22 protein-coding genes are annotated in these 22,146 nt (G+C 63.0%); 10 read left to right on the forward strand and 12 right to left on the reverse strand.

What is annotated here, in order from left to right; translation table 11 throughout:
* Nucleotides 1-252 precede the first annotated feature (252 nt).
* Complete coding sequence (locus IVA95_RS12490) at nucleotides 253-393, forward strand: hypothetical protein (RefSeq protein WP_247510747.1); 141 nt, start codon at nucleotides 253-255, stop codon at nucleotides 391-393.
* Here the strand turns inward: IVA95_RS12490 and IVA95_RS12495 are convergent.
* Nucleotides 390-1,784 carry a TAXI family TRAP transporter solute-binding subunit gene (locus tag IVA95_RS12495; protein ID WP_247510748.1) on the reverse strand — a complete coding sequence of 465 codons (1,395 nt, stop codon included), beginning with the start codon at nucleotides 1,782-1,784 and terminating at the stop codon, nucleotides 390-392. The two genes, IVA95_RS12490 and IVA95_RS12495, sit on opposite strands and share 4 nt — an antisense overlap.
* A 129-nt stretch (nucleotides 1,785-1,913) precedes the next feature.
* On the opposite strand from IVA95_RS12495, the gene IVA95_RS12500 reads away from it, so the two are divergent.
* From IVA95_RS12500 to IVA95_RS12510, 3 genes are all read left to right on the forward strand, one after another.
* Entirely contained in the window at nucleotides 1,914-2,969 is a 1,056-nt protein-coding gene (locus IVA95_RS12500; protein ID WP_247510749.1) for a glycosyltransferase family 1 protein, read from the forward strand.
* A 58-nt stretch (nucleotides 2,970-3,027) separates the two neighbouring features.
* The gene (locus IVA95_RS12505; protein ID WP_247510750.1) at nucleotides 3,028-3,717 is read left to right on the forward strand and encodes a methyltransferase domain-containing protein; all 690 of its coding nucleotides are present in this window, start codon (nucleotides 3,028-3,030) and stop codon (nucleotides 3,715-3,717) included.
* Nucleotides 3,718-3,838: 121 nt separating this feature from the next.
* A complete protein-coding gene (locus tag IVA95_RS12510) occupies nucleotides 3,839-4,456 on the forward strand; it encodes a hypothetical protein (RefSeq protein ID WP_247510751.1) in 618 nt (205 codons plus the stop codon).
* Between the two features lie 239 nt (nucleotides 4,457-4,695).
* Here the strand turns inward: IVA95_RS12510 and IVA95_RS12515 are convergent, their stop codons facing one another.
* Entirely contained in the window at nucleotides 4,696-6,360 is a 1,665-nt protein-coding gene (locus IVA95_RS12515; protein ID WP_247510752.1) for an aminotransferase class III-fold pyridoxal phosphate-dependent enzyme, read from the reverse strand.
* A gap of 34 nt (nucleotides 6,361-6,394) precedes the next feature.
* Here IVA95_RS12515 and asd point away from each other — a divergent pair, with 34 nt between their 5' ends.
* Entirely contained in the window at nucleotides 6,395-7,264 is an 870-nt protein-coding gene (gene asd, locus IVA95_RS12520; RefSeq protein ID WP_247510913.1) for an archaetidylserine decarboxylase, read from the forward strand.
* A gap of 68 nt (nucleotides 7,265-7,332) precedes the next feature.
* A complete protein-coding gene (locus IVA95_RS12525; RefSeq protein WP_247510753.1) occupies nucleotides 7,333-7,845 on the forward strand; it encodes an NUDIX hydrolase in 513 nt (170 codons plus the stop codon).
* A 254-nt stretch (nucleotides 7,846-8,099) separates the two neighbouring features.
* Here IVA95_RS12525 and IVA95_RS12530 read toward each other — a convergent pair whose 3' ends face one another.
* Complete coding sequence (locus IVA95_RS12530) at nucleotides 8,100-8,837, reverse strand: DUF2147 domain-containing protein (RefSeq protein ID WP_247510754.1); 738 nt, start codon at nucleotides 8,835-8,837, stop codon at nucleotides 8,100-8,102.
* 187 nt (nucleotides 8,838-9,024) lie between these two features.
* Between IVA95_RS12530 and IVA95_RS12535 the strand changes: the two genes are divergently transcribed.
* Both IVA95_RS12535 and IVA95_RS12540 read left to right on the forward strand, forming a co-directional pair.
* Entirely contained in the window at nucleotides 9,025-9,849 is an 825-nt protein-coding gene (locus tag IVA95_RS12535; protein WP_247510755.1) for a DUF2147 domain-containing protein, read from the forward strand.
* 356 nt (nucleotides 9,850-10,205) lie between these two features.
* On the forward strand, nucleotides 10,206-11,489 hold the full coding sequence (locus IVA95_RS12540) for an extensin family protein (RefSeq protein WP_247510756.1): 1,284 nt from the start codon (nucleotides 10,206-10,208) through the stop codon (nucleotides 11,487-11,489).
* A gap of 84 nt (nucleotides 11,490-11,573) precedes the next feature.
* On the opposite strand, the gene IVA95_RS12545 is transcribed toward IVA95_RS12540, so the two are convergent.
* From IVA95_RS12545 to IVA95_RS12580, 8 genes are all read right to left on the reverse strand, one after another.
* Entirely contained in the window at nucleotides 11,574-11,987 is a 414-nt protein-coding gene (locus IVA95_RS12545; RefSeq protein WP_247510757.1) for a type II toxin-antitoxin system VapC family toxin, read from the reverse strand.
* A complete protein-coding gene (locus IVA95_RS12550; RefSeq protein WP_247510758.1) occupies nucleotides 11,984-12,235 on the reverse strand; it encodes a type II toxin-antitoxin system VapB family antitoxin in 252 nt (83 codons plus the stop codon). The genes IVA95_RS12545 and IVA95_RS12550 overlap by 4 nt, the downstream gene beginning before the upstream one ends.
* Nucleotides 12,236-12,298: 63 nt before the next feature.
* Entirely contained in the window at nucleotides 12,299-13,219 is a 921-nt protein-coding gene (locus IVA95_RS12555; protein ID WP_247510759.1) for an FAD binding domain-containing protein, read from the reverse strand.
* A complete protein-coding gene (locus IVA95_RS12560) occupies nucleotides 13,216-13,728 on the reverse strand; it encodes a molybdopterin cofactor-binding domain-containing protein (RefSeq protein ID WP_247510760.1) in 513 nt (170 codons plus the stop codon). The genes IVA95_RS12555 and IVA95_RS12560 overlap by 4 nt, the downstream gene beginning before the upstream one ends.
* Before the next feature lie 14 nt (nucleotides 13,729-13,742).
* Complete coding sequence (locus IVA95_RS12565) at nucleotides 13,743-15,905, reverse strand: molybdopterin cofactor-binding domain-containing protein (protein ID WP_247510761.1); 2,163 nt, start codon at nucleotides 15,903-15,905, stop codon at nucleotides 13,743-13,745.
* Nucleotides 15,902-16,573, reverse strand: coding sequence for a helix-turn-helix domain-containing protein (locus tag IVA95_RS12570; protein ID WP_247510762.1), 672 nt, complete (start codon nucleotides 16,571-16,573; stop codon nucleotides 15,902-15,904). Before IVA95_RS12570 ends, IVA95_RS12565 begins: the two co-directional genes overlap by 4 nt.
* 60 nt (nucleotides 16,574-16,633) lie before the next feature.
* Entirely contained in the window at nucleotides 16,634-17,074 is a 441-nt protein-coding gene (locus IVA95_RS12575; RefSeq protein WP_247510763.1) for a hypothetical protein, read from the reverse strand.
* A 90-nt stretch (nucleotides 17,075-17,164) separates the two neighbouring features.
* Nucleotides 17,165-17,362: a PilZ domain-containing protein gene (locus IVA95_RS12580; RefSeq protein ID WP_247510764.1), complete on the reverse strand. Its 198-nt coding sequence runs from the start codon at nucleotides 17,360-17,362 to the stop codon at nucleotides 17,165-17,167.
* 267 nt (nucleotides 17,363-17,629) lie between these two features.
* On the opposite strand from IVA95_RS12580, the gene IVA95_RS12585 reads away from it, so the two are divergent.
* Nucleotides 17,630-18,763: a mandelate racemase/muconate lactonizing enzyme family protein gene (locus IVA95_RS12585; protein WP_247510765.1), complete on the forward strand. Its 1,134-nt coding sequence runs from the start codon at nucleotides 17,630-17,632 to the stop codon at nucleotides 18,761-18,763.
* Between the two features lie 214 nt (nucleotides 18,764-18,977).
* On the opposite strand, the gene IVA95_RS12590 is transcribed toward IVA95_RS12585, so the two are convergent.
* Complete coding sequence (locus IVA95_RS12590) at nucleotides 18,978-19,487, reverse strand: ferritin-like domain-containing protein (protein ID WP_247510766.1); 510 nt, start codon at nucleotides 19,485-19,487, stop codon at nucleotides 18,978-18,980.
* A 374-nt stretch (nucleotides 19,488-19,861) separates the two neighbouring features.
* Here IVA95_RS12590 and IVA95_RS12595 point away from each other — a divergent pair, with 374 nt between their 5' ends.
* Nucleotides 19,862-22,114, forward strand: a complete 2,253-nt coding sequence (locus tag IVA95_RS12595) for a TonB-dependent siderophore receptor (protein ID WP_247510767.1) — start codon at nucleotides 19,862-19,864, stop codon at nucleotides 22,112-22,114.
* The last annotated feature ends 32 nt before the right edge of the window (nucleotides 22,115-22,146 follow it).

Genomic DNA, 22,146 nt, shown 5'->3' on the forward strand with positions numbered 1-22,146 from the left:
CGTAGGCCGAGCTTCAATGGGTTCAGATAGGAACCCTTTGGGTCTGGCGCCGTTGGAGTTACGGTCTAGAGATAAGCGAGACCGCCATGACGAGACCAACGCTTTTAGTTGGCGCCGTTGCTTTGTTACTCCTGACCGTTCCTGCCAATCCGGCGTCGGCGCAGCACGTAATTACTAATCCGGGCTGGTGCGCCCAGTTTTATCCGAACGCAAACTGCCAGAACTATGGGCCGGGTAATCCCTACACGAGCTATGGCTGGCGACGAGCGGGACATCGTCACTATTGGGGCCATCGTCATCATCGCCGCCATTGGCGCTGACGCCAACCAGCGGGAAGAAGGCCCGGCGCGGGTAAATCCAATCGAAGGAAGGAAAGGCTGGAATCAGCTCTAACCGGCGCGCATCCGCGGTACGTCGGCCGCGGCGGCGCCAGCGAGCACCGCGCGGCGGTCGGCGACCGCATGGTGGAATTGTTCGAGCGCGAGAGCAATCACCGACAGGTCGCCTTCTTCGACGGTGCCGTCGTCATAGCAATCGAGCGCCTCGCGCAACATGCCGTCGGCCGCAGCTTGCATCTCGGCTAGCTCTTCCGGCGTTTCGGCCTTCCTCGCCCTGGAAATCAACTCAAGCAGATGATCGCGATGGGCGATGTATTGCTCGTGCTCGTCCCTGTTCCAGTAATGCTTGAACCAGGCACCAGCCGAGCCCAGGCCCGACAGAATCAGCACCGCGAACCAGATGTAGTCGGTGTATTTTTCGAGGAACGTTCGCTCGTTGCCGTCGATATAGGCCGCCGCTCCGGCATGCGCCGGCAATGCGGCGTCCTTTTCTGTATCGGGCTTTTCGATCTGCGAGGCGGTCGGCAATTCACGCGCCAGTTGCTGGCGGTTGGTGAAGAGCTGGCGGGCGAAGGTGGCGACCGCCGTGTCAGACAACGACTTCGGGGCGATGATCAAGTGGTTGACGGCCACCGTGTCGACCTTGTCTTCTGGCCGCTGCGGTGAAGAGCCGAAGATGCTGGCGGGAATTTCCTCGGATTCATAGATCGGGTTTTTCTTCGCAATGGCGTCGGCGACATCGATCGGCAGGAACTTCGGCTCGCCGCGCGCGGCCGCCGTTGCAGCGATCGCGTCCACGGTGATCTTGCTCTTGAGCGGGCCGACCGCCATGAAGGCGTCGACCGACTGATCCTTCGCCATTTCGCCGATCTGATTCGTGGCGAACTGGCTGATCGTGACCTTGTCGGGATTGATGCCGGACTCCTTCAGGATCCCGCGCAGGAGCGTGACATTGGCCTGCGTCCGCCCGATCACGCCGACGCGGTGGCCGGCCAGATCATCAAGGCTCTTGATCTTCGTAGGCTGCTTCTTCGAGCCCCTGGCGGGAGGGCCGGAAGGCGCCCACAGTACCACGACATTCTTGCGCAGGATGGCAACCGACTCGGCATTCGCCGGCAGGTTCAGGTCGCCGCGCGCCACCGCGAGATCGGCCTTACCGTCCGTGAACAACGCAATGCTCTCTGCCGTTCCTTCCGTGGTGATCGGCGCCAGCCGTACCGAGCTGCCTTCGCGCGTAAAGGTCTGCGCCATCAACTGGACCAGTTTCTGGTCGTCGCTGCCGGCAGGGCCGACCGCAATCCGCAGCGTCGTCGGCCGCAGCACGTAATACAGCGTGCCCGCGGCGACGCCGAACGCGAGCAGGCCGGCGGCAAGGATCAGAAGCGCATAGCTCTTCCGCTTCCGCCGGCGGCGGGATCGCGCAGGATTGTCGTTATGGTCTGTCATCTCGCTGTCACGTTACACGAAAATGCGTGGAGGGGACTTAAAAACATCCTTACATATCGATGACGTCATACGCTTGAAATATCCATGGCTGAACGTCGGATTTGAGAATCATTAACCTCGGGTCCGGACATGAAGATATTGATTGCGACCGATGCGTGGCATCCGCAGGTGAACGGTGTCGTCCGCACGCTAACGTCGCTGGCGCGCAGCGCCTCGGCGCTTGATGCCGATATCAGCTTCCTGACCCCAGACGGATTTCCTTCCCTCGGCGTGCCGACCTATCCTGGCTTGCGCGTCGCGCTGCCAAACCGGCGCGAGATCGCGCGACGGATCGAGGAGGCGGCGCCCGACGCCATCCACATTGCAACCGAGGGGCCGATCGGCTGGATGGTGCGCGCCTATTGCCGCCGCCGCAAGTTTTCGTTCACCACGTCCTATACGACGCGCTTTCCCGAATATATCGCCGTCCGCACCGGACTGCCGGCCGCCGTCGGCTATGCGGTGCTGCGGCACTTTCATGCCGCGTCTTCCACGGTCATGGTCGCAACCGATTCTCTTCGTCAGGAACTTTCCGCGCGGGGTTTCCGCAAACTCGGCTTCTGGACGCGCGGCGTCGACACCGAATTATTTAACCCGCATACGCCTGCGACGCTTGATCTGCCGCGGCCGATCTTCATGACGATGGGCCGCGTCGCGGTGGAAAAGAACCTCGATGCGTTTTTGTCGCTCGACCTGCCAGGATCGAAAGTGGTGGTCGGCGACGGGCCGCAGAAGGCGCAGCTCGCGCAAAGATATCCTGACGCAATTTTCCTCGGCGAGAAGAAAGGCGCGGAGTTGACCGCGCATCTCGCCGCCGCCGATGTCTTCGTGTTTCCGAGCCGTACCGATACGTTCGGCGTGGTGCAGCTCGAGGCCTTGGCCTGCGGCACGCCGGTCGCGGCATTCCCGGTCACCGGCCCGAAGGATGTCATTGCCGATCATCCGATCGGCGCGCTCGACACCGATCTGCGCAGCGCGTGCTTGCGTGCGCTGACGATGTCGCGCGAGGCCTGCCGGAATTTTGCGCTGGCGCGCTCCTGGGACAACAGCGCGCGGCAGTTCATCGGAAATCTGACCGCGCTGCAGCCGAGTCGCGTGTTGCGGCCGGTACGCCGGGCACCCACCGCGAGCGCCGTGCAGGGCTGAACCGAAAAGTTCGACCATCAACACGAATCATATGCGTGAGACGAAAAGGCAAACCAACATGGCAGACATTATCAAGCTTGACGGCACGAGGCCGCTCGATTTCGACCGCGAAATGGTCGAGCAAGCCTACGATCGCTGGGCGCCGGTCTATGACCTCGTGTTCGGCGGCGTGTTCAGCAAGGGCCGCAGGGCGGCGATTGCCGCCACCAACAAGATCGGCGGCCGCGTGCTCGAGGTCGGCGTCGGCACCGGCATTTCGCTGCCGCTATACGCGCCGCATCTGCGCATCTTCGGTACCGATATTTCGGAAGCGATGCTGCAGAAGGCGAAGAAGCGCGTCGACGAGCTCGGCCTGAAGAATGTCGAGGGCCTTGCCGTCATGGACGCCGAGAATCTCGAATTCCCGGACAATTCCTTTGACGTGGTGATGGCGCAGTATGTCGTCACCGCCGTGCCGAATCCCGAAAAGGCGCTCGACGAATTCGCCCGCGTGCTGCGGCCGGGCGGCGAACTAATCATCCTCACCCGCGTCAGCGCCGATGCCGGGATGCGCCGCTTCATCGAGCAGCGGCTGCAGCCGGTGGTTCGTCCGCTCGGCTTCCGCACCGCCGAGTTCGCCTGGTCGCGCTATGCGCAATGGCTGGCGGGTGCGCGCGGCATGGAGCTGGCGGAGCGCCGCCTGGTGCCGCCGCTCGGCCATTTCTCGCTGGTGCGCTTTCGGAAAACCGACGTCGCCGCGGCTGCCTGACGCGTCCTGATCGCGGTTGCGTCATCGCGCCACTGCGAACAGTCACATGTCATTATCATGATGTCACATGCCGGACATCGAATCTCAGTAGACCCGATCCCATCGCAATTTGGGGGAGAACATGATCAAGAACTTTCTGCAGGAACTACGAACCCAGCGCTGGGACGACCATCGCTACTATCACCACAGCCGCATCAACCAGTCGCTGCACTTCGTCAGCGCCGCGAGCTTTCTGTTCGCTTACGCGATGCTGTTCTTCGATCCGGTGGTGTCGGCGCTGGTCGGCTGGCTGGTGTCGATGACGACGCGGCAGGCCGGTCACTTCTTCTTCGAGCCGAAGGGCTATGACCACGTCAACCAGGCGACCCACGAGCACAAGGAAGAGATCAAGGTCGGCTACAATCTGCAGCGCAAGGTCGTGCTGATGACGATCTGGGCGCTGTCGCCGCTGGTCTTGTATCTCGACCCGACCTTGTTCGGCCTGTTCACGCCCTGGACGTCGTCTGCGGACTTCATGCGGCAGGTCGCCAAGATCTGGCTGGCGGTTGGCATCGGCGGGCTGTTGTTCCGCACCGTGCACCTGTTCTTCATCCGCGACATCGAGACCGGCTTGGTCTGGATGACCAAGATCCTCACCGACCCCTTCAGCGACCTGAAGCTGTACTACAAGGCGCCGCTGGCTCTCATGAAGGGCGAGCTGATCGATCCGGGTCTGGAGAAGCACGTCAAGCACGCGTGAGTTTGGGTTTGATCTAACAACGCAGTCATGGCCGGGCCTGTCCCGGCCATCCACGTTCTTAAGCACCAGTTGTGAGACCGTCATTGCGAGCGAAGCGAAGCAATCCACCTCTCCGCTTGGGGATAAATGGATTGCTTCGTCGCGGAGCCTGTCATCGGGCGCGCATTCGCGCGACCCGGTGGCTCCTCGCAATGACGAAGGAGGCCAACCAGGTGATGACGGCAGACGGAAATGCGTCCTTAGCGACCGAGCCTCTTGGCGAGCATCTCCCGCAAAATCCGCCGCTTGATATTCTTGTTGGTCAGCGAAACGTCATGCCACCACCAGCCATCGCGCTTCATCTTCTCGGCCGCCGCGACAAGGCGGTCGGCGACTTCGTTGAAGTCGGCATCCGTGTAGTTGAGGCTGAAGATCAGCCGGCCGGTGCCGACCCAACTCAGCGCCAGCCCTTCGGCGCGCAGGTAATATTGCAGCATCCAGTTGTAGCGGGAGGGGTCGGTGTATTGCACCATCCAGATGGAGGAGAGATTGCTGACGCGGACCGACAGATCCTGCGCGGCCAGCCGCTCGTTCAACGCTTTGGCGCGTCCGTTCCAGGTCTCGTCGAGCCCCTGGTAGACGGCGTTGAAATTTGGGCTGGCGAGGCGGCTGAGGAACTCATCCATCGCCGTCATCACGTAGGGATGCGAATTGAAGGTGCCGCGGGCGAAGCAGACATCGGCGGGGCGATCATCGCGGAAGCGCCGCATCAGATCCTTGCGGCCGCAGACCACGCCGACCGGCAAGCCGCCGGCGAGGCTCTTGCCGTAGGTCACCATGTCGGCGCGGACCCCGAAATATTCCTGCGCGCCGCCGGCGGCGAGGCGGAAGCCGACGAAGACTTCATCGAAGATCAGGACGATTCCGCGCGCAGTGCATACCCCGCGCAATCTCTTCAGCCAGTCGGTATAGGCCGCACGATCGAACGCCCCTTTTCGCGAACTGTCGACGAGGGCGGAATCGCCGGGCGCGTTGGCGTTCGGATGCAGCGCCTGCAGCGGATTGATCAGCACGCAGGCGATATCTTTGCGCGTTCGCAGCACATGCAGGGTGCGCTCCGACATGTCGGCCAGCGTATAGGTCTCGTGCGGCGATACCGGATTGCCCACGCCGGGCTGTACGTCGCCCCACCAGCCGTGATAGGCGCCGGCGAAACGAACGAGGTGCGTGCGCCTGGTGTGATAGCGCGCCAGCCGCACTGCCTGCATGACGGCTTCGGTGCCGGACATGTGGAACGAAACTTCGTCGAGGCCGGAAATCTCGCACAGCCGGCGTACATTGCCGGTGATGACGGGATGATAGGGGCCGAGCACAGGGCCCAGCGCGCGGGCGCGCTTTTCGGCTTCCGTGATGCACTCCTTGTAAAAATCGTTGCCGAAAATGTTGACGCCGTAGGAGCCGGTCAGGTCGTAGAAGATGTTGCCGTCGACATCGGTGACGGTGACGCCGGCGGAAGACTGCATGAAAGCGCCGGTGCCGAGATTTTCCCGCACCAGCCGGCTGTACTGGAACGGCACGCGGTAGGTTTCGGTGAACTGCAGGTCGGAGATGTGCGTCGCGGCCTCGGCCGTCATCTGCCGACCCTTGGCGTAGCGCTCCTCATAGAGGCAGGCGAGTCGGAAGAAGGCGTCCTGCCGCTGCATGGCGACATCGCTGGGCGCGCCGTCGGAAGCGAAGAAATCGTCGATGTCGAATTCGTAATGCGGCACCAGCCGCGCGACCATTTTGGACATTTTGGAATGTCCAGTCAGCGAACGATGCTTGGCGCGCGACAGCGCCAGCCGCGCCTGCAATTTGGGGAACACTGCCGCAGCGCCAGCGACCGCAGCGGCGGACAGGGAAAGAATCGGAAGGGACGAATCCATGCCTGAAGCGCTAGCCAATCCTGCTGACAGATTGATGACAATCCGGCGCCTGATCGCCCGGTTCACCCAGCAGGAAGACCTCAATTTCCTTTTAACCAACCGCATCCCGCGGGCGGCGCTCACGCGCTTCATGGGCTGGTTCAGCAAGATCGAGAACCCGCTGGTGCGCGATTTTTCGATTGGCTGCTGGCGGCTGTTTTCCGATCTCGATTTGTCGGAAGCGAAGAAAGCCGACTTCAAGAGCCTGCACGATTGTTTTACGCGCGAGCTGCGTCCGGGGCTGCGGCCGGCGGATCCCGATCCTTCTGTGGTGGCCAGTCCTTCCGATGGCATCATCGGCGCGTTCGGCAAGATCGCCGATACCGAGCTATTCCAGATCAAAGGCGCGCCTTACTCGCTGCTGGATTTGCTCGGCGATCCCGCGCTGGTGGAGAGCCACCGTAACGGCCGCTTCCTGACGCTCAGGCTGACGTCCAGCATGTATCACCGCTTTCACGCGCCGGATGATTGCCGGATTGAGAAGGTGACCTTCATCCATGGCGACGTCTGGAATGTCAATCCGATTGCGCTGAAGCGGGTCGAGCGTTTGTTCTGCAAGAACGAGCGGGCGGTCCTGCAGGCACGGCTGCCGTCCGGCGAGGCACTGACGCTGGTGCCGGTAGCGGCCATTCTGGTCGCCAGCATCCGGCTGCATTTCCTCGATCGCACGTTCAATGCGCAGAGCAGGGGATCGACGGTGTTTCCTTGTGATGCGAAGGTGCGCAAGGGCGACGAACTCGGCTGGTTCGAGCACGGCTCGACCATCATCGTGCTGGCGCCGGAGAATTTCGCATTCTGCGACAACGTCGCGGAGGGAGGGCGCGTCCGCGCCGGCGAACGGCTGTTGCGAAAGCCGCAGGTTTAATCTCGATTCTCCGGGCTATTGCCTCTATATGCTCGCGGTCGCAGTCGCAAAAACGCGGGAAGAGATAAATGGCGAGAGCGCCTGTCATGGCGGCAGGAGGAATTGTGTTGCGGCAGGCGAAGCCGCCGCTGGTCGCCGTGGTGCGCCTGCGCAAGCGCAATGAATGGGTCTTGCCGAAGGGCAAGCTCGACGACGGCGAGACGCCGCGCGCCGCCGCCGAACGCGAGGTGATGGAAGAAACCGGGCACGACGTTGCCGTGCATGAATTTCTGGGCACGTTAGCCTATGAATCCCGCGGCGGCGCCAAGGTGGTGCACTACTGGCGCATGGAGGCGGGTGATCTGCCCACGCGCGATCCGATGCGCGACGTGAAGGCGGTGGACTGGCTGCCGCTCGCCGAAGCCGTCGAACGGCTGTCGCGCGGTTATGAGCGCGCGTTTCTGGAAAATGTCGGGCCGGTCGCGCTGGCGGCGGCGAATGGTGTGGAAGGCGTGGCGTTGCCGATAGCGGTGCAGCCTGTCGAAGTGCCCAAGGCTCAACGTGCAGGCTTTCTTCAAAACCTGCTTCGACTATTCCGCTAGCTCATGTCCCGGGCGCGATGCTGCGCGCTAGCGCTGCTTCGCAGAACCGGACCCACATACCCCCGGTTTCGTCACGGGCGAGAATTGTTTCGTCGCTTGCACCTTGCACAGTCATCCCGGGACGCACGAAGTGCGAACTATGGTGCGCAATTGCGCACCTGAGAATCTCGAGATTCCCCGATGCGCAATTGCGCATCTGAGGTCTGGTCCTTCGGACCATCCCGGAATGACAAGGCTGGTTAACAACAGTTGTATCAGCTCACGCGCTTCCAGGTCTGGCCGCCGCAGAACATGCCGCCGAAGGCGCAGCCCTGGACACGCAGTGAACTGGTGCCCTTCAGCGCGATCGTCGAGTCGTAGTTGCGGCCGCTGTCGGGATCATGAATCCGGCCGGTCCACTTGCTGCCCTGCGGCTTCATGTTGATCAGGATCCTTTCCCCGGTGTTGACGGAAAAGCCGCACAGATTGGCGCCGCATTGCTCGATGCGCACATTGCCCTTGTTCTCTTCCGTCGCCCAGACGCCGATCGGCGAGTTCGGATCGGCAGCGGGCGCTGCGGCCGTAGCCGGCTGCGGTGCAGGCGCGGCGGCGACCGGGGCGGGCGGCGGAGGCGGAGCGGGCGGTGCGACTTCGGTTTGTGCAGGTGGCGTGGCCGCGAGGGTGGTTTGAGCGGGCGCAGGCGTTGCCGTTGCCGCGGGAGCCGCAGGCTGCGGCGCGGCGGCCTGGACCGGGGCGGAAGCGGGAGCAGAAGGTTTCGCCGGTGCGGTGTCGGCGACGTCGTCGTCCTTGCTCTTGGAGCCCAGCCCTTTGAGGTCGATATTGCCGAGCGTGCCGTTATAGCCGGGCGCGGTGATCTTGATGCAGGAAATGGCGTTGCAGTTGCGCGGCGATTCGACACGAATGCGCTCGCCGTTGACCTGGAGGGTAATGCCGCCCGCATGCGCCGAGGTGGTGGCCATCAACAATGCGGCGAGGATGTACAGCTTCTTCATGAGAGCCTCCTGAGCGGCTTGTGGGCGGTGGCGGTGAATGTGGGCAGACCCTACGTGGGCGCGGGGATGCGCTCTGTGATGCAGGTCACGAAGCGCCAGGCAGCGCCGAAGTGGCTCGGTGATTCAAATCACATCCAGCCGAAGTTCCCCGCGACTAGTTTTCCGCGGTCACCCGCGGGAGGTTTCGATGAAACAGCTTTGTTTTCTCGCCGTGCTGATGCTGCTTGGTTCTTCGGCCCATGCCGGCTCGATTTCATTCAAGATCGGCGGCCATCGAGTGCACATCGAATCCTCCAGGCATTGCCGTTCGACGTCCTGTGCCTCGACGTCGGTCTCCAGAAGTCTCAACTGGCGCCACAAACGCGACCGTCATGACGATGATCGCGATGGGGCCGTGCCGGCGAAGCCTGCACCACAGTCGGTTTCGCCCCCTGCGCCAGCGGCGCCGCCCAAGACCATCGTCGCCGCGCCTCCGCCAGCCGTCTACACTCCGGCGGCATCGACGACCCAAATCGTCGAGGCGCCACCGCCACCTTCGCCGCCTGCGCCCCCGGCTCAGCAGGTTTCGATTCCATTGCCGCCGCCGCCACCGCCCGCGAAGCCGGTCGAAACTGTGCAACCTGCGCGACAGGTTGAACACGCCTCGCATCAGGCTAAGGAAGAACCATCGGATTCGCCGATCGGCGACTGGCAAACCGAAGGCAAGGGAAGGGTGCGGATCGCAAAATGCGGCAACGCGCTGTGCGGCTATATGCTCAATTCATCGTCGAACGAGAAGGGTGAGGCGATCCTGATCAACATGAAGCCGAAGACGGAAAGGCAATGGACCGGCGGCGTCTACAGTCAGGACAGCGGCGCGACGTATTACGGCACGATATCGATGAAAGGGGTCGATACGCTTCGCGTCGAAGCCTGCGCGCTTCTCCGCTTTTACTGCTCCGGCAACAATTGGAGCCGTATCACGCGCCGCGCCGACAGCCTGGTGATGCTGTCCGCCGAGCCGCGCTCATGAATAGCTCGCGAAAACGCCCGGTGACGTGGCCACCGGGCGTTTAGATCCATTGTCTGGACGCGGAAATCTAGAACATGCCAAGCACAATCGCGCCGACGAAGGCTAATGCAACATACGCGGTTACAACGCCGAGTCTGCTCACGAGAGGACTTACGAAATCCATTGGGAAGGCTCCCTGGGTTCACGTCGTGCCCGCACCTAACACTTAAGGCTAGCAAAGCGTTCCCGGCCCCAAAAGTCAGCGTTACTGTCCATACACGCGCCCTCCACAGGCTGCAGCCCCGGCAACATGGTAAAAAATTCGTAAAATCAACACGTTGAAGAGTCTTTAAATAAATTAGTTGAACGTGCGGGCGATGACGCGCGGAGTTCGTTTGTATCTCGTCGGCTCCTTCGTCCTCGTCTCGCTAACGGGTTGTGGCCGCGGATTTTTTCAGTCCGCCGAGCGCGAACCGTGGCGTACCGAGGCCGAAGTCGCTTGCCTGAAGTCCGGTGCGGTCAAGGAGAGCCCGGAATTGGTCCGGATCGATCCGATCTCCGGTCCCGGCGTGTGCGGCGCGGAATATCCGCTGAAAGTGGCGGCGCTCGGCGAAAACATCGCCTCTTTCGGCTTTGCCGACGAAAGCCTGCGGCCGCCCGGCAATATCGGCAATCAGCCGCGCTGGCCGATCGCGCGCGCCCCGGCGGCGGCTCCGCCCCAAGGGAATTATTCTGGGAACTATTCTGGGAACTCTTCTGGAAACTATCCTGGGAGCCATTCAGGAAACTATCCGAATCCGGCGCCGCGCCAGCCGAACTATGCCGCGCCGTCGAACGGCCCGATCTCGCTCTCCGCGCCGGGTGTCGCCTCGCAGCACGATGACATCGATCTGCCGTCCGAAGGCGCGCCGACATCGCACGGCGGCGGTTATGCGGCGCCACCATCCTATCCGCCGCGCGATCGTTATACCGCGCCGTCTTCTGCGCCCTATTCGCCGCCATCCTATTCGCCATCGCCGGCCGCGTCGCGGCTCGGTCCCGCACAAGGCAATTCCGTCAGCGCCTTCGGGCAGGTCTCGATGAAACCTGCCGCGACGCTGGCGTGTCCGATCGTCTCCGCGCTCGACCGCTGGCTCGCCGATTCCGTGCAGCCGGCGGCGATACGCTGGTTCGGCGTGCGCGTCGTCGAGATCAAGCAGATCTCCGCCTATTCATGCCGCGGCATGAATGGCAATCCGCACGCGCATATTTCCGAGCACGCCTTCGGCAACGCGCTCGACATCGCAGCCTTCACGCTCGCCGACGGCAGGCGCATCACGGTCAGGGGCGGTTGGCGCGGCGTGCCGGAAGAGCAGGGCTTTCTGCGCGACGTGCACGCAGCCGCCTGCCAGCAGTTCAACACCGTGCTGGCGCCGGGCTCCAACTCCCATCATGAGGATCACATCCACGTCGACCTGATGCGCCGCCCGTCCCGCCGCACCATCTGTCAGCCCGCCGCGGTACCGGGCGAGCAGGTCGCCGCGCATGCCGGGCAGCGCAACAACCCGTATGCCTCACGCGATCCTTATTCGACGGGATCGCTCGGAGCCAAGAAATCGATCTCGCGCTGGTTCAGGGGCAGCAGCAAGGTCAACGAGGAAGACGAGTTCGAGGATCATTAAACTCCGCGCGTGCAGACGGAAGCGGCTAGACGATACGAATATCAGTCAGTCGAAAATCGTTTCCCTTGCAAAGCAAGGGAACGTTCATTTCCTTTGCCTGACGATACGAATATCAGTCAGTCGAAAATCGTTTCCCTTGCAAAGCAAGGGAACGTTCATTTCCTTTGCCAAGGCGTATGAGAAGCAGTCTCCGTAGTTCAATGCTGCAGCATGGCCGGTGCCTTTTCCGAATCGTACGTGGGCTGATCGGGCCACACGCGCTAGTTCCTGCGTTACCGACTCGATCCGGATTCCCGCCGCTTCAATGAAGTCATCCAGCCATCGCTCCGCTTTGTCCGGAGCGACCTTCTTCAACCCGCGCAGGACGATCGAAGTCTCGACGACGTTGGCGGTCGACATGATTGGATCATCGTCGGTGGCGATGAGCTGGGCATAGTGCGCAGCATCATCTTCCTGGCGGAAAATCGCAACGATTGCCGAACTATCGATTACGATCACGTTGGCAGGCCGTTTTCGTCGTATCCAAGAATCTCTTCAGGACTTCGTCCGCTGTCGGGTAAGGCTGCATATCGGCTGCCTATCTTCATCAGCCTTGCAGCGACATTGTCGGTGTTGCGTCGTCGGCGCTCGCGAGCCAGACGTTCGCGCAGCGCCACGGTTACCGCCGATGTCAGGTTCTCGCCAGTGAGCTGGACCAATTCGGTTGCCAACTTATGTGCTTCATCATTCTTGATATTCAGGTGCATAGCCGTCTCACATTTATGGTAGAAATATACGGAATATCTACCATCAACGCAAGAGCGTGAAATCTACCGCGCCAGCCGCTCCAGCAAGTCCTGCACGACGCCCGTTAAGAGATCGAGCTTGTAGCCCGTCATTGGCAGCGGCTTTGCACCGGAACTCGCCTGCTGCGCAGCCTCGGCAATGGCGGATGCGAATGCTGCCTTGCCCTGCAACGCCGCTTCCGCAGCCGCCAGCCGCAGCGGCACCGGGGCGATGCCGCCAGCGGCGAGGCGGATGAACTGGAATGCGCCGTCCTTTACCACGACGCGGGCGCAGACTTCGACCAGCGGCCATTCGGCATGGGTGCGGCTGATCGCGCGCTTGTAGAGCGCACGCTCGTCTTGCAGCGGTGAAGGAAGTGTGACGCTCTTGATCATCTCGCCCGGCTGCAGCGCGTTGTCGGCTGCACCGTTGGAGCCGTCGCCGAGGAGATCGCCTATCGTCAGCGAACTCCTGCGGTCGGTCGTCACTTTCGCGTCGTAGGCCAGCAGCGCTGCCGCCATCGTCGAGGGATGCGGTGCCACGCAGGGGCCGAGGTCGAACGCGACGTGGTAGAGATGATTGCCGGGCCGCGCGGGGCAATCTGGTCCGCCCTTCTTCAGACAGGCGATGTGCGGATTTCGATAATACCAGCAGCGCGAACGTTGCGCGAGATTGCCGCCGAGGGTCGCGAGATGACGAACCTGCGGCGTCGCCAACGCTTGCGCCGATGCGGCGATGCCCGGATACGCCGCGGCGAGGCGCGCATCGGCGGCGATGGCGGCAATGGTGGTGAAGGCACCGAGGCGCAAACTCCCGTCGGGGGGCCAATGCATCCCGATCATGTCGGGTGCGGCGACAATATCGATCAGCGGCCCGGTCGAGACGCCGCTGCGGCGCCGCTCGGAGAGGTCGGTGCCGGCGGCGCGGAATTCGCCGGCTGTGGCGGTCATGGCTGTCGGTGTCATGCGGCGGCCCTCCTTTTGAGCGCGGCGACGAGACGGTCGGGGCGGATCGGCAGCTCGGTCGGCCGAACGCCGGTCGCATGGTGAATGGCGTTGGCGACCGCGGGCGAGGTCGGCACGGTTGCGACTTCGCCGATGCCGACGCTGCCGCCGAGCACGTGATCGAATCCGCGCTGGTCAAAATGCACGTCGATCAAAGGCGTGTCCGCGATACCAGGAATGCGATAGTCCTCCATGCCGCCGCTGAGCACGTCGCCGGTGCGGAAATCAACCTCGCGCGCTTCATAGAGCGCGTAGCCGATGCCCTGAATGACCGCGCCGGTGGCCTGGCTTCGCGCCAGCGCCGGCGCCACGATCTTGCCGACCGCAATGCCGGTGTGAACGTTGACGACGCTGACATGGCCGAGCCAGGTATCGATCTCGACTTCGACAACTTGCACCGAGCTCGGCACGCCGGCACCGATCGCAAGATTGGAAAAGCGCCGCATCATCCAGCCGAGGATCCAGCCCATGAAGCCGGCCTGCTTCAGCGGCGACTGGATGCCCGGCGCCGTCTGCCTGGAGTCTCCGGCCGCACGCCTGATACGGAGAGGTCGGGCGATGACGCGAGCATTTCGCGCCATGGCGCGTTGGAGCCGGGGACCGGCTGCCGTTTTGCGTTCTGCTGGATCGCGGCTTTCAACTGCCTGATGGCGAGCAGCATCGGCGGGATTACCGACGCCGTGACCCGGCTGCCGCCCGAGCCCGGTCCTTCCGGCAGTTTTGAATCGCCGATCCGGACCTCGACCTCGTGCGGCTCAAGTCCGAATTCGCGCGCGAGCGTATTGGCGATCACGGTGCGGGTGCCGGTGCCGATATCCTGCGTCGCCGTGCTCGCGATCAGCCGTCCGCCCTTCACGGCCACCTCGACCTTGGAGCCGGGCTGCCAAATATAGAGCCAGTATCCGGTGGCGACGCCGACGCCGCGGCGATAGCGGCCGCTTTGCGCGGCGACCGGTTTCCGGTTGCGCCAGACGTCGAGGCTCAAAGCCCAATCGTAGAGCCGCTGGCGGTTGGGATCGGGATCCCAGCGTTTGCGCAGTGCAATCGGATCGACGTTCATGCGCACCGCCGCTTCGTCGATCGCCTGCTCCAGCGCAAACGCCATCGGCGGCCCACCGGGGCCGCGGAAGGGCGCGCCCGCCGGCAGATTGCTGATGACGTCGAAATCGGCGAGTTCCTTGCCCTCTGCGGGATAGACCAGGCGGGCAAGTGCCGCGATGGTCGAGTTGGTCGCAGCTCCTGTATCGGCATAGGCGGTCAGCGAAAGCGCTTTCAATTCGCCCTGGTCGGACGGCAGCAGTGCGATCTTCATCTCCGCCGCCGGTCGATAGCCGGTCACCGAAAGCTCCTCGTGCCGATCGTAGGTGACGCGCACCGGCGCCTTGGCTTCGCGCGCCAGTTCGATTGCGGTGATCGTTTCCACGCCAAGGGCTGCCTTCGAACCAAAACCGCCGCCGACATGGTCGACAATCACGCGCACCTTGTCGTGGTCGAGCTTATAGCGCTTGGCGATCAGCTCCATCAGATGGAACACGGCTTGCGTCGACACATGCACGGTGAGCCGATCGCCGTCGAAACGGGCGACCGCCGCATGCGGCTCGAGACAGGCATGCTGTTGCGTGCCGGTGCGGAAGGTGCCCTCCACCAGCAGCGGATTGTTCGCAGCGCGCGCGCCGTCGATCCAGCTTCGCACCTTCTTCGGCTTCTTGGAGAACGCCGCCGAGGGTCCGCGGATATTGCCTTTCCAGGAAGCCGGCGAACCGCCGCCTTCAGAGACGTCACCTGCCTTCTTGCGCGCGGGTTTTTCGAACACCACGGGCGCATCGGTCCTGCGCGCTTCATCGAGCCCGATCACCGACGGCAGGCGTTCGCTCACGAGCTTGATGGTGGCGATGGCGGCGAGCGCCGTCTTGCGATCCCTGGCCGCAACCGCCGCGATCGGTTCGCCGACATAGCGGACGATGCGGTCGTCGCCGAGTAGCGAGATGGCTGCGCTCACACCTGGTATCGCGCGCGCCGGCGCCAGATCGAGCTCACCGATGCGCGCATGCGCGAACGGCGAGCGCAGGATCACGCCTTCGAGCTGGCCTTCATGATTGATATCGACGGTATACTTCGCCGACCCCGTCACCTTGTCGCGCGCTTCCATGCGCGGCGGAGCGAACTCCTCGCCGTCGAAGCGGCCGGCGCAGGCATCCGCCACGGCACGGAAGATTCCGTCATAGGCGCCGCAGCGGCAGAGATGCCCCGACAGCGCCGCCCCGATTTCTTCGCGTGACGGCACCGCCGTTCCCTTGGCTGCGCGCCAGGAATCGTGAAACGCCGCGGTCTCGACGATGAAACCCGGCGTGCAGAAGCCGCATTGCAGCGCGTCGTGCGCCATAAATGCTTTCTGCACCGGGTGAAGTTGCGCGGCGCCGATGCCTTCGACTGTGGTCACGTTTCTGTCCGCGGCAGCACGCGCCGGCATCAGGCAGCTCACGGCAGGCTCGCCGTCGACCAGCACGGTGCAGGCGCCGCAGACGCCGGCCCCGCAGACAAGCTTGGTGCCGGTGAGGTCGAGCGCGTCGCGCACGACGTCGACCAGCAGCGCATCGGGATCGTCGGGGAGGGGAGCGAGCTTGCCGTTGATCGTCATGGTGCTCATCTGCGATCTCCAGGTTTGCGGGCGGATTTCTTGTCGGGATTCTTGGTCGGCTTCGGCTTGGCCGCGCGCGGCTGCTTCGCCGGGTCGATGGCGCCGGCGATCAGCGTGCGCAGCATGATTTCCAGATCCTTCAGGAAGGCATCGGCCGGCTGCATCGCGGGATAGGCGGATTTGGTGCCGTTGACCGCCATTTCGACGCATCGCGCAAGCTCGCGCGGCGTCATGCCGGAGTTGAGAACGAGTCCCTGCTTGCGGCAAACGCGCGTGATCGTCGCGGCAACCTGATCCGCATAGGCGGCGGCATATTTCTGGTAAAGGTCGCGCGCCTGCAGGAGATGTTCGGAGAACAGTTCCTCGACATGCGGCGAGCCGTCGAGCGAAGCGGCCAACTGTCCGAGCTTGGCGGAGACGGACGCAACGAGAATATCGGCGAGGCTGCCGCCTTGCTTCTCGGCAGCGCCGGCCGCGGCGATTTCGGCGGCGAGCGCCTCCTCATGCAGCCGTTCGATGACGGCGCGAAACAGCGCTTCCTTGGATTTGAAATGATGATAGAGCGCCTGCCGCGTCAGCCCGGCGGCCTCCGCCGCCTGCTCGATCGACGAGCGTCGAAAACCGTGCCGGCGAAACACCAGCATCGCGGCATCGAGAATGCGCGTGCGCGGGCTCATTTGACGATTTTGACAAAACGGCAATAAATGTCAAGTCGAGGCCGGCCGCAGAGCCGGGGCCTACTGCCTGCCGCGCGACGATGGGTCCCGGTTCTGCGACGCATCGCTGGCGCGCTGCATCGCGCCCGGGACAGGCGCGACAGGTTCCGAAAGCAGTCGACCCGATCGAATCCGTCCGAGAAGCAATTGGTATTGCTTCATGGACGTGTCATCGAGCGCCTCCTGCCTGTTGCTTGGCTGGTCATCATACCCGATTGGACTGTCGAACTGGCTCATCGTGAAATCGACACGCCGCCCATCGATCTCGTTGTAGAAATGCCAGGCGCCGTTGACGTCCGTCTTCAGTATCGCGCCTCCGAGTTCGTCCTGGACCACCAGCGCTGTCACCGAGCATTGACCCGCCGCGGGATTGTCGGGCCGCCACTGGCCGCTCGTCTCCGCCGACCAGGCGCCACGCAGTTTGTGATAGAGACCGATCAGGGATGGGCAACCCGTCATCATCAATACCCCCTACCTGCGGTGATGGTGCTCCTGCCGTTCTAGCAGGTCGCGCGCTGCCGCTCTATGTTGCGAGAGATGACCGGTCGCAGCTTACACGAACTTGATCCCGATCACGTCGCCCTTCTTCCAGGCGACTTTGCAGGCCCTGCCGGGCGATGTCCGGTCGAATTTCAATTGAAACTGCGGCTTGACGAAGTGCGGGTCCTCGACCCTCAGCCGCGCGCCCCCTTCCGAGATGTCGATGACGGTGCACTGACGCGCCGCGAAGCGCCGTCGATCGTCATCCATGCGGGTTGGTTGGTTCGCCGGCGCGAGGGACGGGGTTTTCTACCGAATGTCGACATGGCGAGTACCTCCGCGAGGCCAACGCATCGACAGGACAGTCGTTGCAGATAGGAAGAATTTGAAACGAACTGACGAGGCTAGTGCGATCTCGGCCACGCATAGGTGCGCGAACGAAGCCGTTGCGTCATTGGGGTTTGCGCATTCGGCCCTGGCGCATATGCTTGCGTCCAAGCGGGCTGCATCGGAAGTCCCGCGCGGGAGAGCCGCATCATGAAAATCAGGAGCGTTCGGGCCCACGTCCTTGAGGCGAAACTCTCGCAGCCTTTTGCCTACTCCCGCGCCTGGTACGACACGCGCACCGCCATGGTGGTCGAGGTCGAGACCGAGGACGGCCTGACCGGCTGGGGCGAGTGCTATGGTCCGGCGCGGATTACCGCCGCCGCAGTCGAAGGCGTGGCGCCGCTGCTGGTCGGCGAGGATCCGCTGCGGACGGATTTCCTGTGGCAGAAAGTCTATTCCGCGATGCGCGATCACGGCCAGAAAGGCGTCATCATCGAGGCGCTGAGCGGCATCGACATCGCGCTCTGGGACATCAAAGGAAAACATTTCGGCGTTCCCGTCCATCACTTGCTCGGCGGTGCCAGCCGCAGCCAGGTGGAGGCCTATGCGACCGGACTCTATCGGCGCAAATCCGGCGATCCGTTACGCTATCTGCCGGATGAGGCAGCGGCCTACGTCGCCGACGGGTTTAAGGCAATCAAGCTGAAAGTCGGCTTCGGCGTGGAGGAAGACGCCGCCGTGACGCGCGCGGTGCGCGAGGCGATCGGCCCCGGCATAGCGCTGATGGTCGATGCCAATCACGCCTACGATGCGACGGCGGCGATCCGTCTCGGCAGGATGATCGAGCGTTACGACATCGGATGGTTCGAGGAGCCGGTGCCGCCGGAGGACATCGCAGGATACCGCGAAGTGAAATCGGCGATTTCGATTCCGGTGGCGGGCGGCGAATGCGAATTCACGCGGTTCGGCTTTCGCGATGTGCTGGTTTCACGCGCAATGGACATCATCCAGCCCGATACCTGCGCGGCGGGCGGCCTTTCCGAGTGCAAGAAAATCGCCGACATGGCCGAGGCGTTCGGCGTCAGGTACAACCCGCATGTCTGGGGTACCGGGATTGCGATCGCCGCATCGCTGCAACTCCTTGCCGTGTTGCCGTCGCACACCCCGCGCTCGTTGGCGCCGCTCGAGCCGATCCTGGAGTTCGACCGGACCGAGCATCCAATTCGCCAGGCGATCCTCACCCAGCCGATCGAACACACCGGCGGTCTCGTGGCCGTGCCCGACGGGCCTGGGCTCGGCATCGAGATCGACCGGGATGCATTGACGCGGTTTGCAGTGAGATGAGTGCAGTTCGCTCCTTCAATGGGCACACGGCACACCGCGCGGGAAGCTCCGGCGCCTGACGCGTTCGCGAACGAATGCGTCAGCCGGGGTGCAGGAAAAGTGCGAGCAGGAGAATAATCGGCAGCGGAATTCCGACCAGCCAAAGAAGCGCGCTCTTTACAGACATCATCCCTGCCTCCCAAGCGGAGATAACCGTCCAGCGGAACTTTGGTTCCTACGCCACGGCCTTCTTGTTGACGCCCTTGCGAAGCGCGACTGTGTTGAGCTTGGTGTTGGCGGCCTTCTCTTCGTTGAGATTGGTCGTGAGGAAGCGAACGACGTCGTCATGGCCGAGTTCCTCGGCCCATGCGATCAGCGTGCCGTACCGTGCGATCTCGTAATGCTCGACCGCCTGCGCGCCTGCCACGATGGCGGCGTCAAGCACAGCGTTGTCGTCGATTTCCGCCGTGATCGTGTCGGCCTCCTTAATCAGGCCATCGATCGCCGGACAATCTGCCGCCTTGGGTTCCTTACCGAGCTTCTGAAACACCTTCTCAAGGCGCTCGATCTGAGTGTTGGTTTCTTCGAGGTGCGATTTGAGGCCGGCCGAAAGGTCACGGTTGGTGACCTTCTCGATCATCTTCGGCAACGCCTTGGTGATCTGGCGTTCGGCATAATAGATGTCCTGCAGGCCATGCACGAACATATCTTCCATGGTTTTGATGTCTTTCGTGAAAAGTCCCATTTGAACCTCCTTGGGTTGATGGGATTCCTGACGCGGGACGACATCATTTTGTTCCTGATCCCTTGGCCGGTTCCCTGCCAACTGCTGCTGCGCCACAGCATGATGGGGCGGCTCACTCGTTGTTTCATGCGATGGCGGCAACAACGACGCATCTGCGTACTCGCGCAAAAGTCGCGTATCGCCAATTCACTACAACTGTCGCGTTGTTCGCCTGGACCAATACTAATTCTAAATTTGATTCGATCGTGCGATCCCGGCTGCTTGGAGAAATACTAATTCTAAACGCGTGATTGACGCGCCGTTGTATCCTTCGCGCACTTCATCACTGTGGTCACGCTTGTTACTGGTCCCGCGCGAAGCGACGAGGACTAGAAATGACTGCAAGTTTGAAGACCGCGGGATGGCTCGGCGCCGCGCTGCCGATGCTCGCGGCGATGATCGACGTAACGCCGGCGGAAGCTCAATCGTCCGCGCGAGAATTGCCGGCTGTCGTCGTCGACCAGCCTTCACGCGCGCCGGCCGCGCGATCGCGTCCCGCACCGAGACGGCAAGCGAACTCGGCAGCGAGCCGTCGCACCGCCACGCGCGCTGCTATGACGCCCGATGCCGCGGCTGCAGCCGGCGCACGCGCGGAAACGGGCACCGGACCGGTGCGCGGCTATCTCGCGGGCCAGAGCGGCACCGGCACCAAAACCGACACGCCGCTGCGGGAAACGCCGCAATCGATCACGGTGGTCACCGCCGATCGCATCGCCGACCAGGGCGCGCTCACCGTGCAGGAAACGCTGCGCTACGTGCCCGGCGTGTTCGCCGACGCCTTTGGCCCGGATTCGCGCGGCGACTATCCGCGCTTTCGCGGCCAGGATCCAAATATCTATCTCGACGGCACCCGCGTGGTGAACACCTTCCAGTTCAACGAATGGCGGCCCGATCCCTACACACTGGAGCGCATCGAGGTGCTGCGCGGGCCGTCATCGGTGCTGTATGGCGACACCTCGACGGCAGGCCTCTTGAACCTGATCTCGAAGCGCCCGCAGGCGGAAAGCTTCAACGAAATCGGCGTGCAATACGGCAGCTTCAACCGCAAGCAGGTGCAGCTCGACTCGACCGGCAAGCTGACCAAGGATGGCGAGTGGCTGTATCGCTTCATCGGCGTGTTCCGCGACAGCAATACGCAAACTGATTTCGTGAAAGACGACCGCATCGTGCTGGCGCCGTCGCTGACCTGGCGGCCGACCAACAACACCAGTTGGACCGTGCTCGGCACCTATCAAAAGGATATGAGCGGTTCCTCTACCGCCTTCCTGCCGCACGAGGGCACGCTGTATCCCGGTCCCAACGGGCTTATTCCAGTACGACGATTTGCAAGCGAGCCGGGCTTCGACAAATACCAGACCGAGACTGGCGCGGTCTCCAGCCTGTTCGAGCACAGTTTTGGCGACGGCCTGAAGGTCCGGCAGAACATGCGTTACGCTCATGTTGAGGGCATCTACCGGACGATGTACCCGGACTGGAGCACTAACCCGGCCGATCCGTTTCTCGATCCCGCCACGCGCCGCACCGTGGCGCGCTGGGTCTCGAGCCGGCAAACGACCAAGGACAGCTTCACCTCTGATACCAACGCCGAGTTGAAGTTTGCCACCGGCGCGATCACGCACAAGGCGCTGTTCGGCGTCGACTATCGCGCTCTCGGCGAACGCGCGTCGTCCTCCGGCGCGATCCACGATCCCAGGCCATTTGATCTCTATGCCCCCGTCTACAATGGCGTCGTCCCGCCGCCGTTGTCGCCGGAGCCGGATCTGCGGCAAAGCCAGCTCGGGCTGTACGCGCAGGACCAGATGCGGCTCGGGCCGTGGTTGGCGGTCGTCGGCCTGCGCCAGGATTTTATCACCAACGATGTGCAGGGCGCCCCGGCGGAAGATACCAGGGCGACCACCGGCCGCGCCGGACTGATGTACGAATTGCCGTTCGGGCTAACGCCATATGTCACCTACGCGCAGTCGTTCAACCCGATCTTCGGCTCCGGCGTCTGCGCCACGATCTGCAAAGCGCAGCAGGGCGAGATGGTGGAGCTGGGATTCAAGTACAATCCGATGCCGGGCACCGCGATCAACGGCGCGATCTACGACACCATCGAGAAGAACCGGCTGGCAGCCGACCCCACCAATCCGCTGATCTCGACCCAGACCGGCAAGGTGCGGATTCGCGGTGCCGAGCTAGAGGTGATCACCCGTGTCACACCAGACCTCGATCTGATCGGCGCCTATGCCTACGTCAATGCCACGGTGGAAAGCGGCGACAATGCGGGCAAGCGGGTCGAAACCGTGCCCGAACATCAGGCCTCGCTGTGGGCGAAGTACCGTCTCACAGCGCTCGGCCTGCAAGGTGTCACCGTCGGCGGCGGCGTGCGCTACATCGGCGAATCCTGGGACGGCACCGATACCATCCGCACGCCTGATTACACGCTGTTCGACGCCATGATCCGCTACGAGACCGGCCCCTGGCGGTTTCAGGTCAATGCCAGCAACATCGCCGACAAGCGTCATGTCACCACCTGCTGGTCGCGTGGCGACTGTTTCTTCGGCATCGGTCGCACCGTGCTCGGAAGCGCGACGTACAGATTCTAGCGAGGGCATTATCCATTCTCGAAAAAGCGCCG

Origin of the sequence: Bradyrhizobium sp. 157 (assembly GCF_023073815.1) — a bacterium.
GTDB lineage: Bacteria > Pseudomonadota > Alphaproteobacteria > Rhizobiales > Xanthobacteraceae > Bradyrhizobium.

Bases quoted from the DNA above. Each gene is read 5' to 3' on its own strand.
- IVA95_RS12490 (WP_247510747.1), top strand. From the start codon at position 253: ATGGCTGGCGACGAGCGGGACATCGTCACTATTGGGGCCATCGTCATC.
- IVA95_RS12495 (WP_247510748.1), bottom strand. From the start codon at position 1,784: ATGACAGACCATAACGACAATCCTGCGCGATCCCGCCGCCGGCGGAAG.
- IVA95_RS12500 (WP_247510749.1), top strand. From the start codon at position 1,914: ATGAAGATATTGATTGCGACCGATGCGTGGCATCCGCAGGTGAACGGT.
- IVA95_RS12505 (WP_247510750.1), top strand. From the start codon at position 3,028: ATGGCAGACATTATCAAGCTTGACGGCACGAGGCCGCTCGATTTCGAC.
- IVA95_RS12510 (WP_247510751.1), top strand. From the start codon at position 3,839: ATGATCAAGAACTTTCTGCAGGAACTACGAACCCAGCGCTGGGACGAC.
- IVA95_RS12515 (WP_247510752.1), bottom strand. From the start codon at position 6,360: ATGGATTCGTCCCTTCCGATTCTTTCCCTGTCCGCCGCTGCGGTCGCT.
- asd (WP_247510913.1), top strand. From the start codon at position 6,395: ATGACAATCCGGCGCCTGATCGCCCGGTTCACCCAGCAGGAAGACCTC.
- IVA95_RS12525 (WP_247510753.1), top strand. From the start codon at position 7,333: ATGGCGAGAGCGCCTGTCATGGCGGCAGGAGGAATTGTGTTGCGGCAG.
- IVA95_RS12530 (WP_247510754.1), bottom strand. From the start codon at position 8,837: ATGAAGAAGCTGTACATCCTCGCCGCATTGTTGATGGCCACCACCTCG.
- IVA95_RS12535 (WP_247510755.1), top strand. From the start codon at position 9,025: ATGAAACAGCTTTGTTTTCTCGCCGTGCTGATGCTGCTTGGTTCTTCG.
- IVA95_RS12540 (WP_247510756.1), top strand. From the start codon at position 10,206: ATGACGCGCGGAGTTCGTTTGTATCTCGTCGGCTCCTTCGTCCTCGTC.
- IVA95_RS12550 (WP_247510758.1), bottom strand. From the start codon at position 12,235: ATGCACCTGAATATCAAGAATGATGAAGCACATAAGTTGGCAACCGAA.
- IVA95_RS12555 (WP_247510759.1), bottom strand. From the start codon at position 13,219: ATGACACCGACAGCCATGACCGCCACAGCCGGCGAATTCCGCGCCGCC.
- IVA95_RS12560 (WP_247510760.1), bottom strand. From the start codon at position 13,728: ATGGGCTGGATCCTCGGCTGGATGATGCGGCGCTTTTCCAATCTTGCG.
- IVA95_RS12565 (WP_247510761.1), bottom strand. From the start codon at position 15,905: ATGAGCACCATGACGATCAACGGCAAGCTCGCTCCCCTCCCCGACGAT.
- IVA95_RS12570 (WP_247510762.1), bottom strand. From the start codon at position 16,573: ATGAGCCCGCGCACGCGCATTCTCGATGCCGCGATGCTGGTGTTTCGC.
- IVA95_RS12575 (WP_247510763.1), bottom strand. From the start codon at position 17,074: ATGATGACGGGTTGCCCATCCCTGATCGGTCTCTATCACAAACTGCGT.
- IVA95_RS12580 (WP_247510764.1), bottom strand. From the start codon at position 17,362: ATGGATGACGATCGACGGCGCTTCGCGGCGCGTCAGTGCACCGTCATC.
- IVA95_RS12585 (WP_247510765.1), top strand. From the start codon at position 17,630: ATGAAAATCAGGAGCGTTCGGGCCCACGTCCTTGAGGCGAAACTCTCG.
- IVA95_RS12590 (WP_247510766.1), bottom strand. From the start codon at position 19,487: ATGGGACTTTTCACGAAAGACATCAAAACCATGGAAGATATGTTCGTG.
- IVA95_RS12595 (WP_247510767.1), top strand. From the start codon at position 19,862: ATGACTGCAAGTTTGAAGACCGCGGGATGGCTCGGCGCCGCGCTGCCG.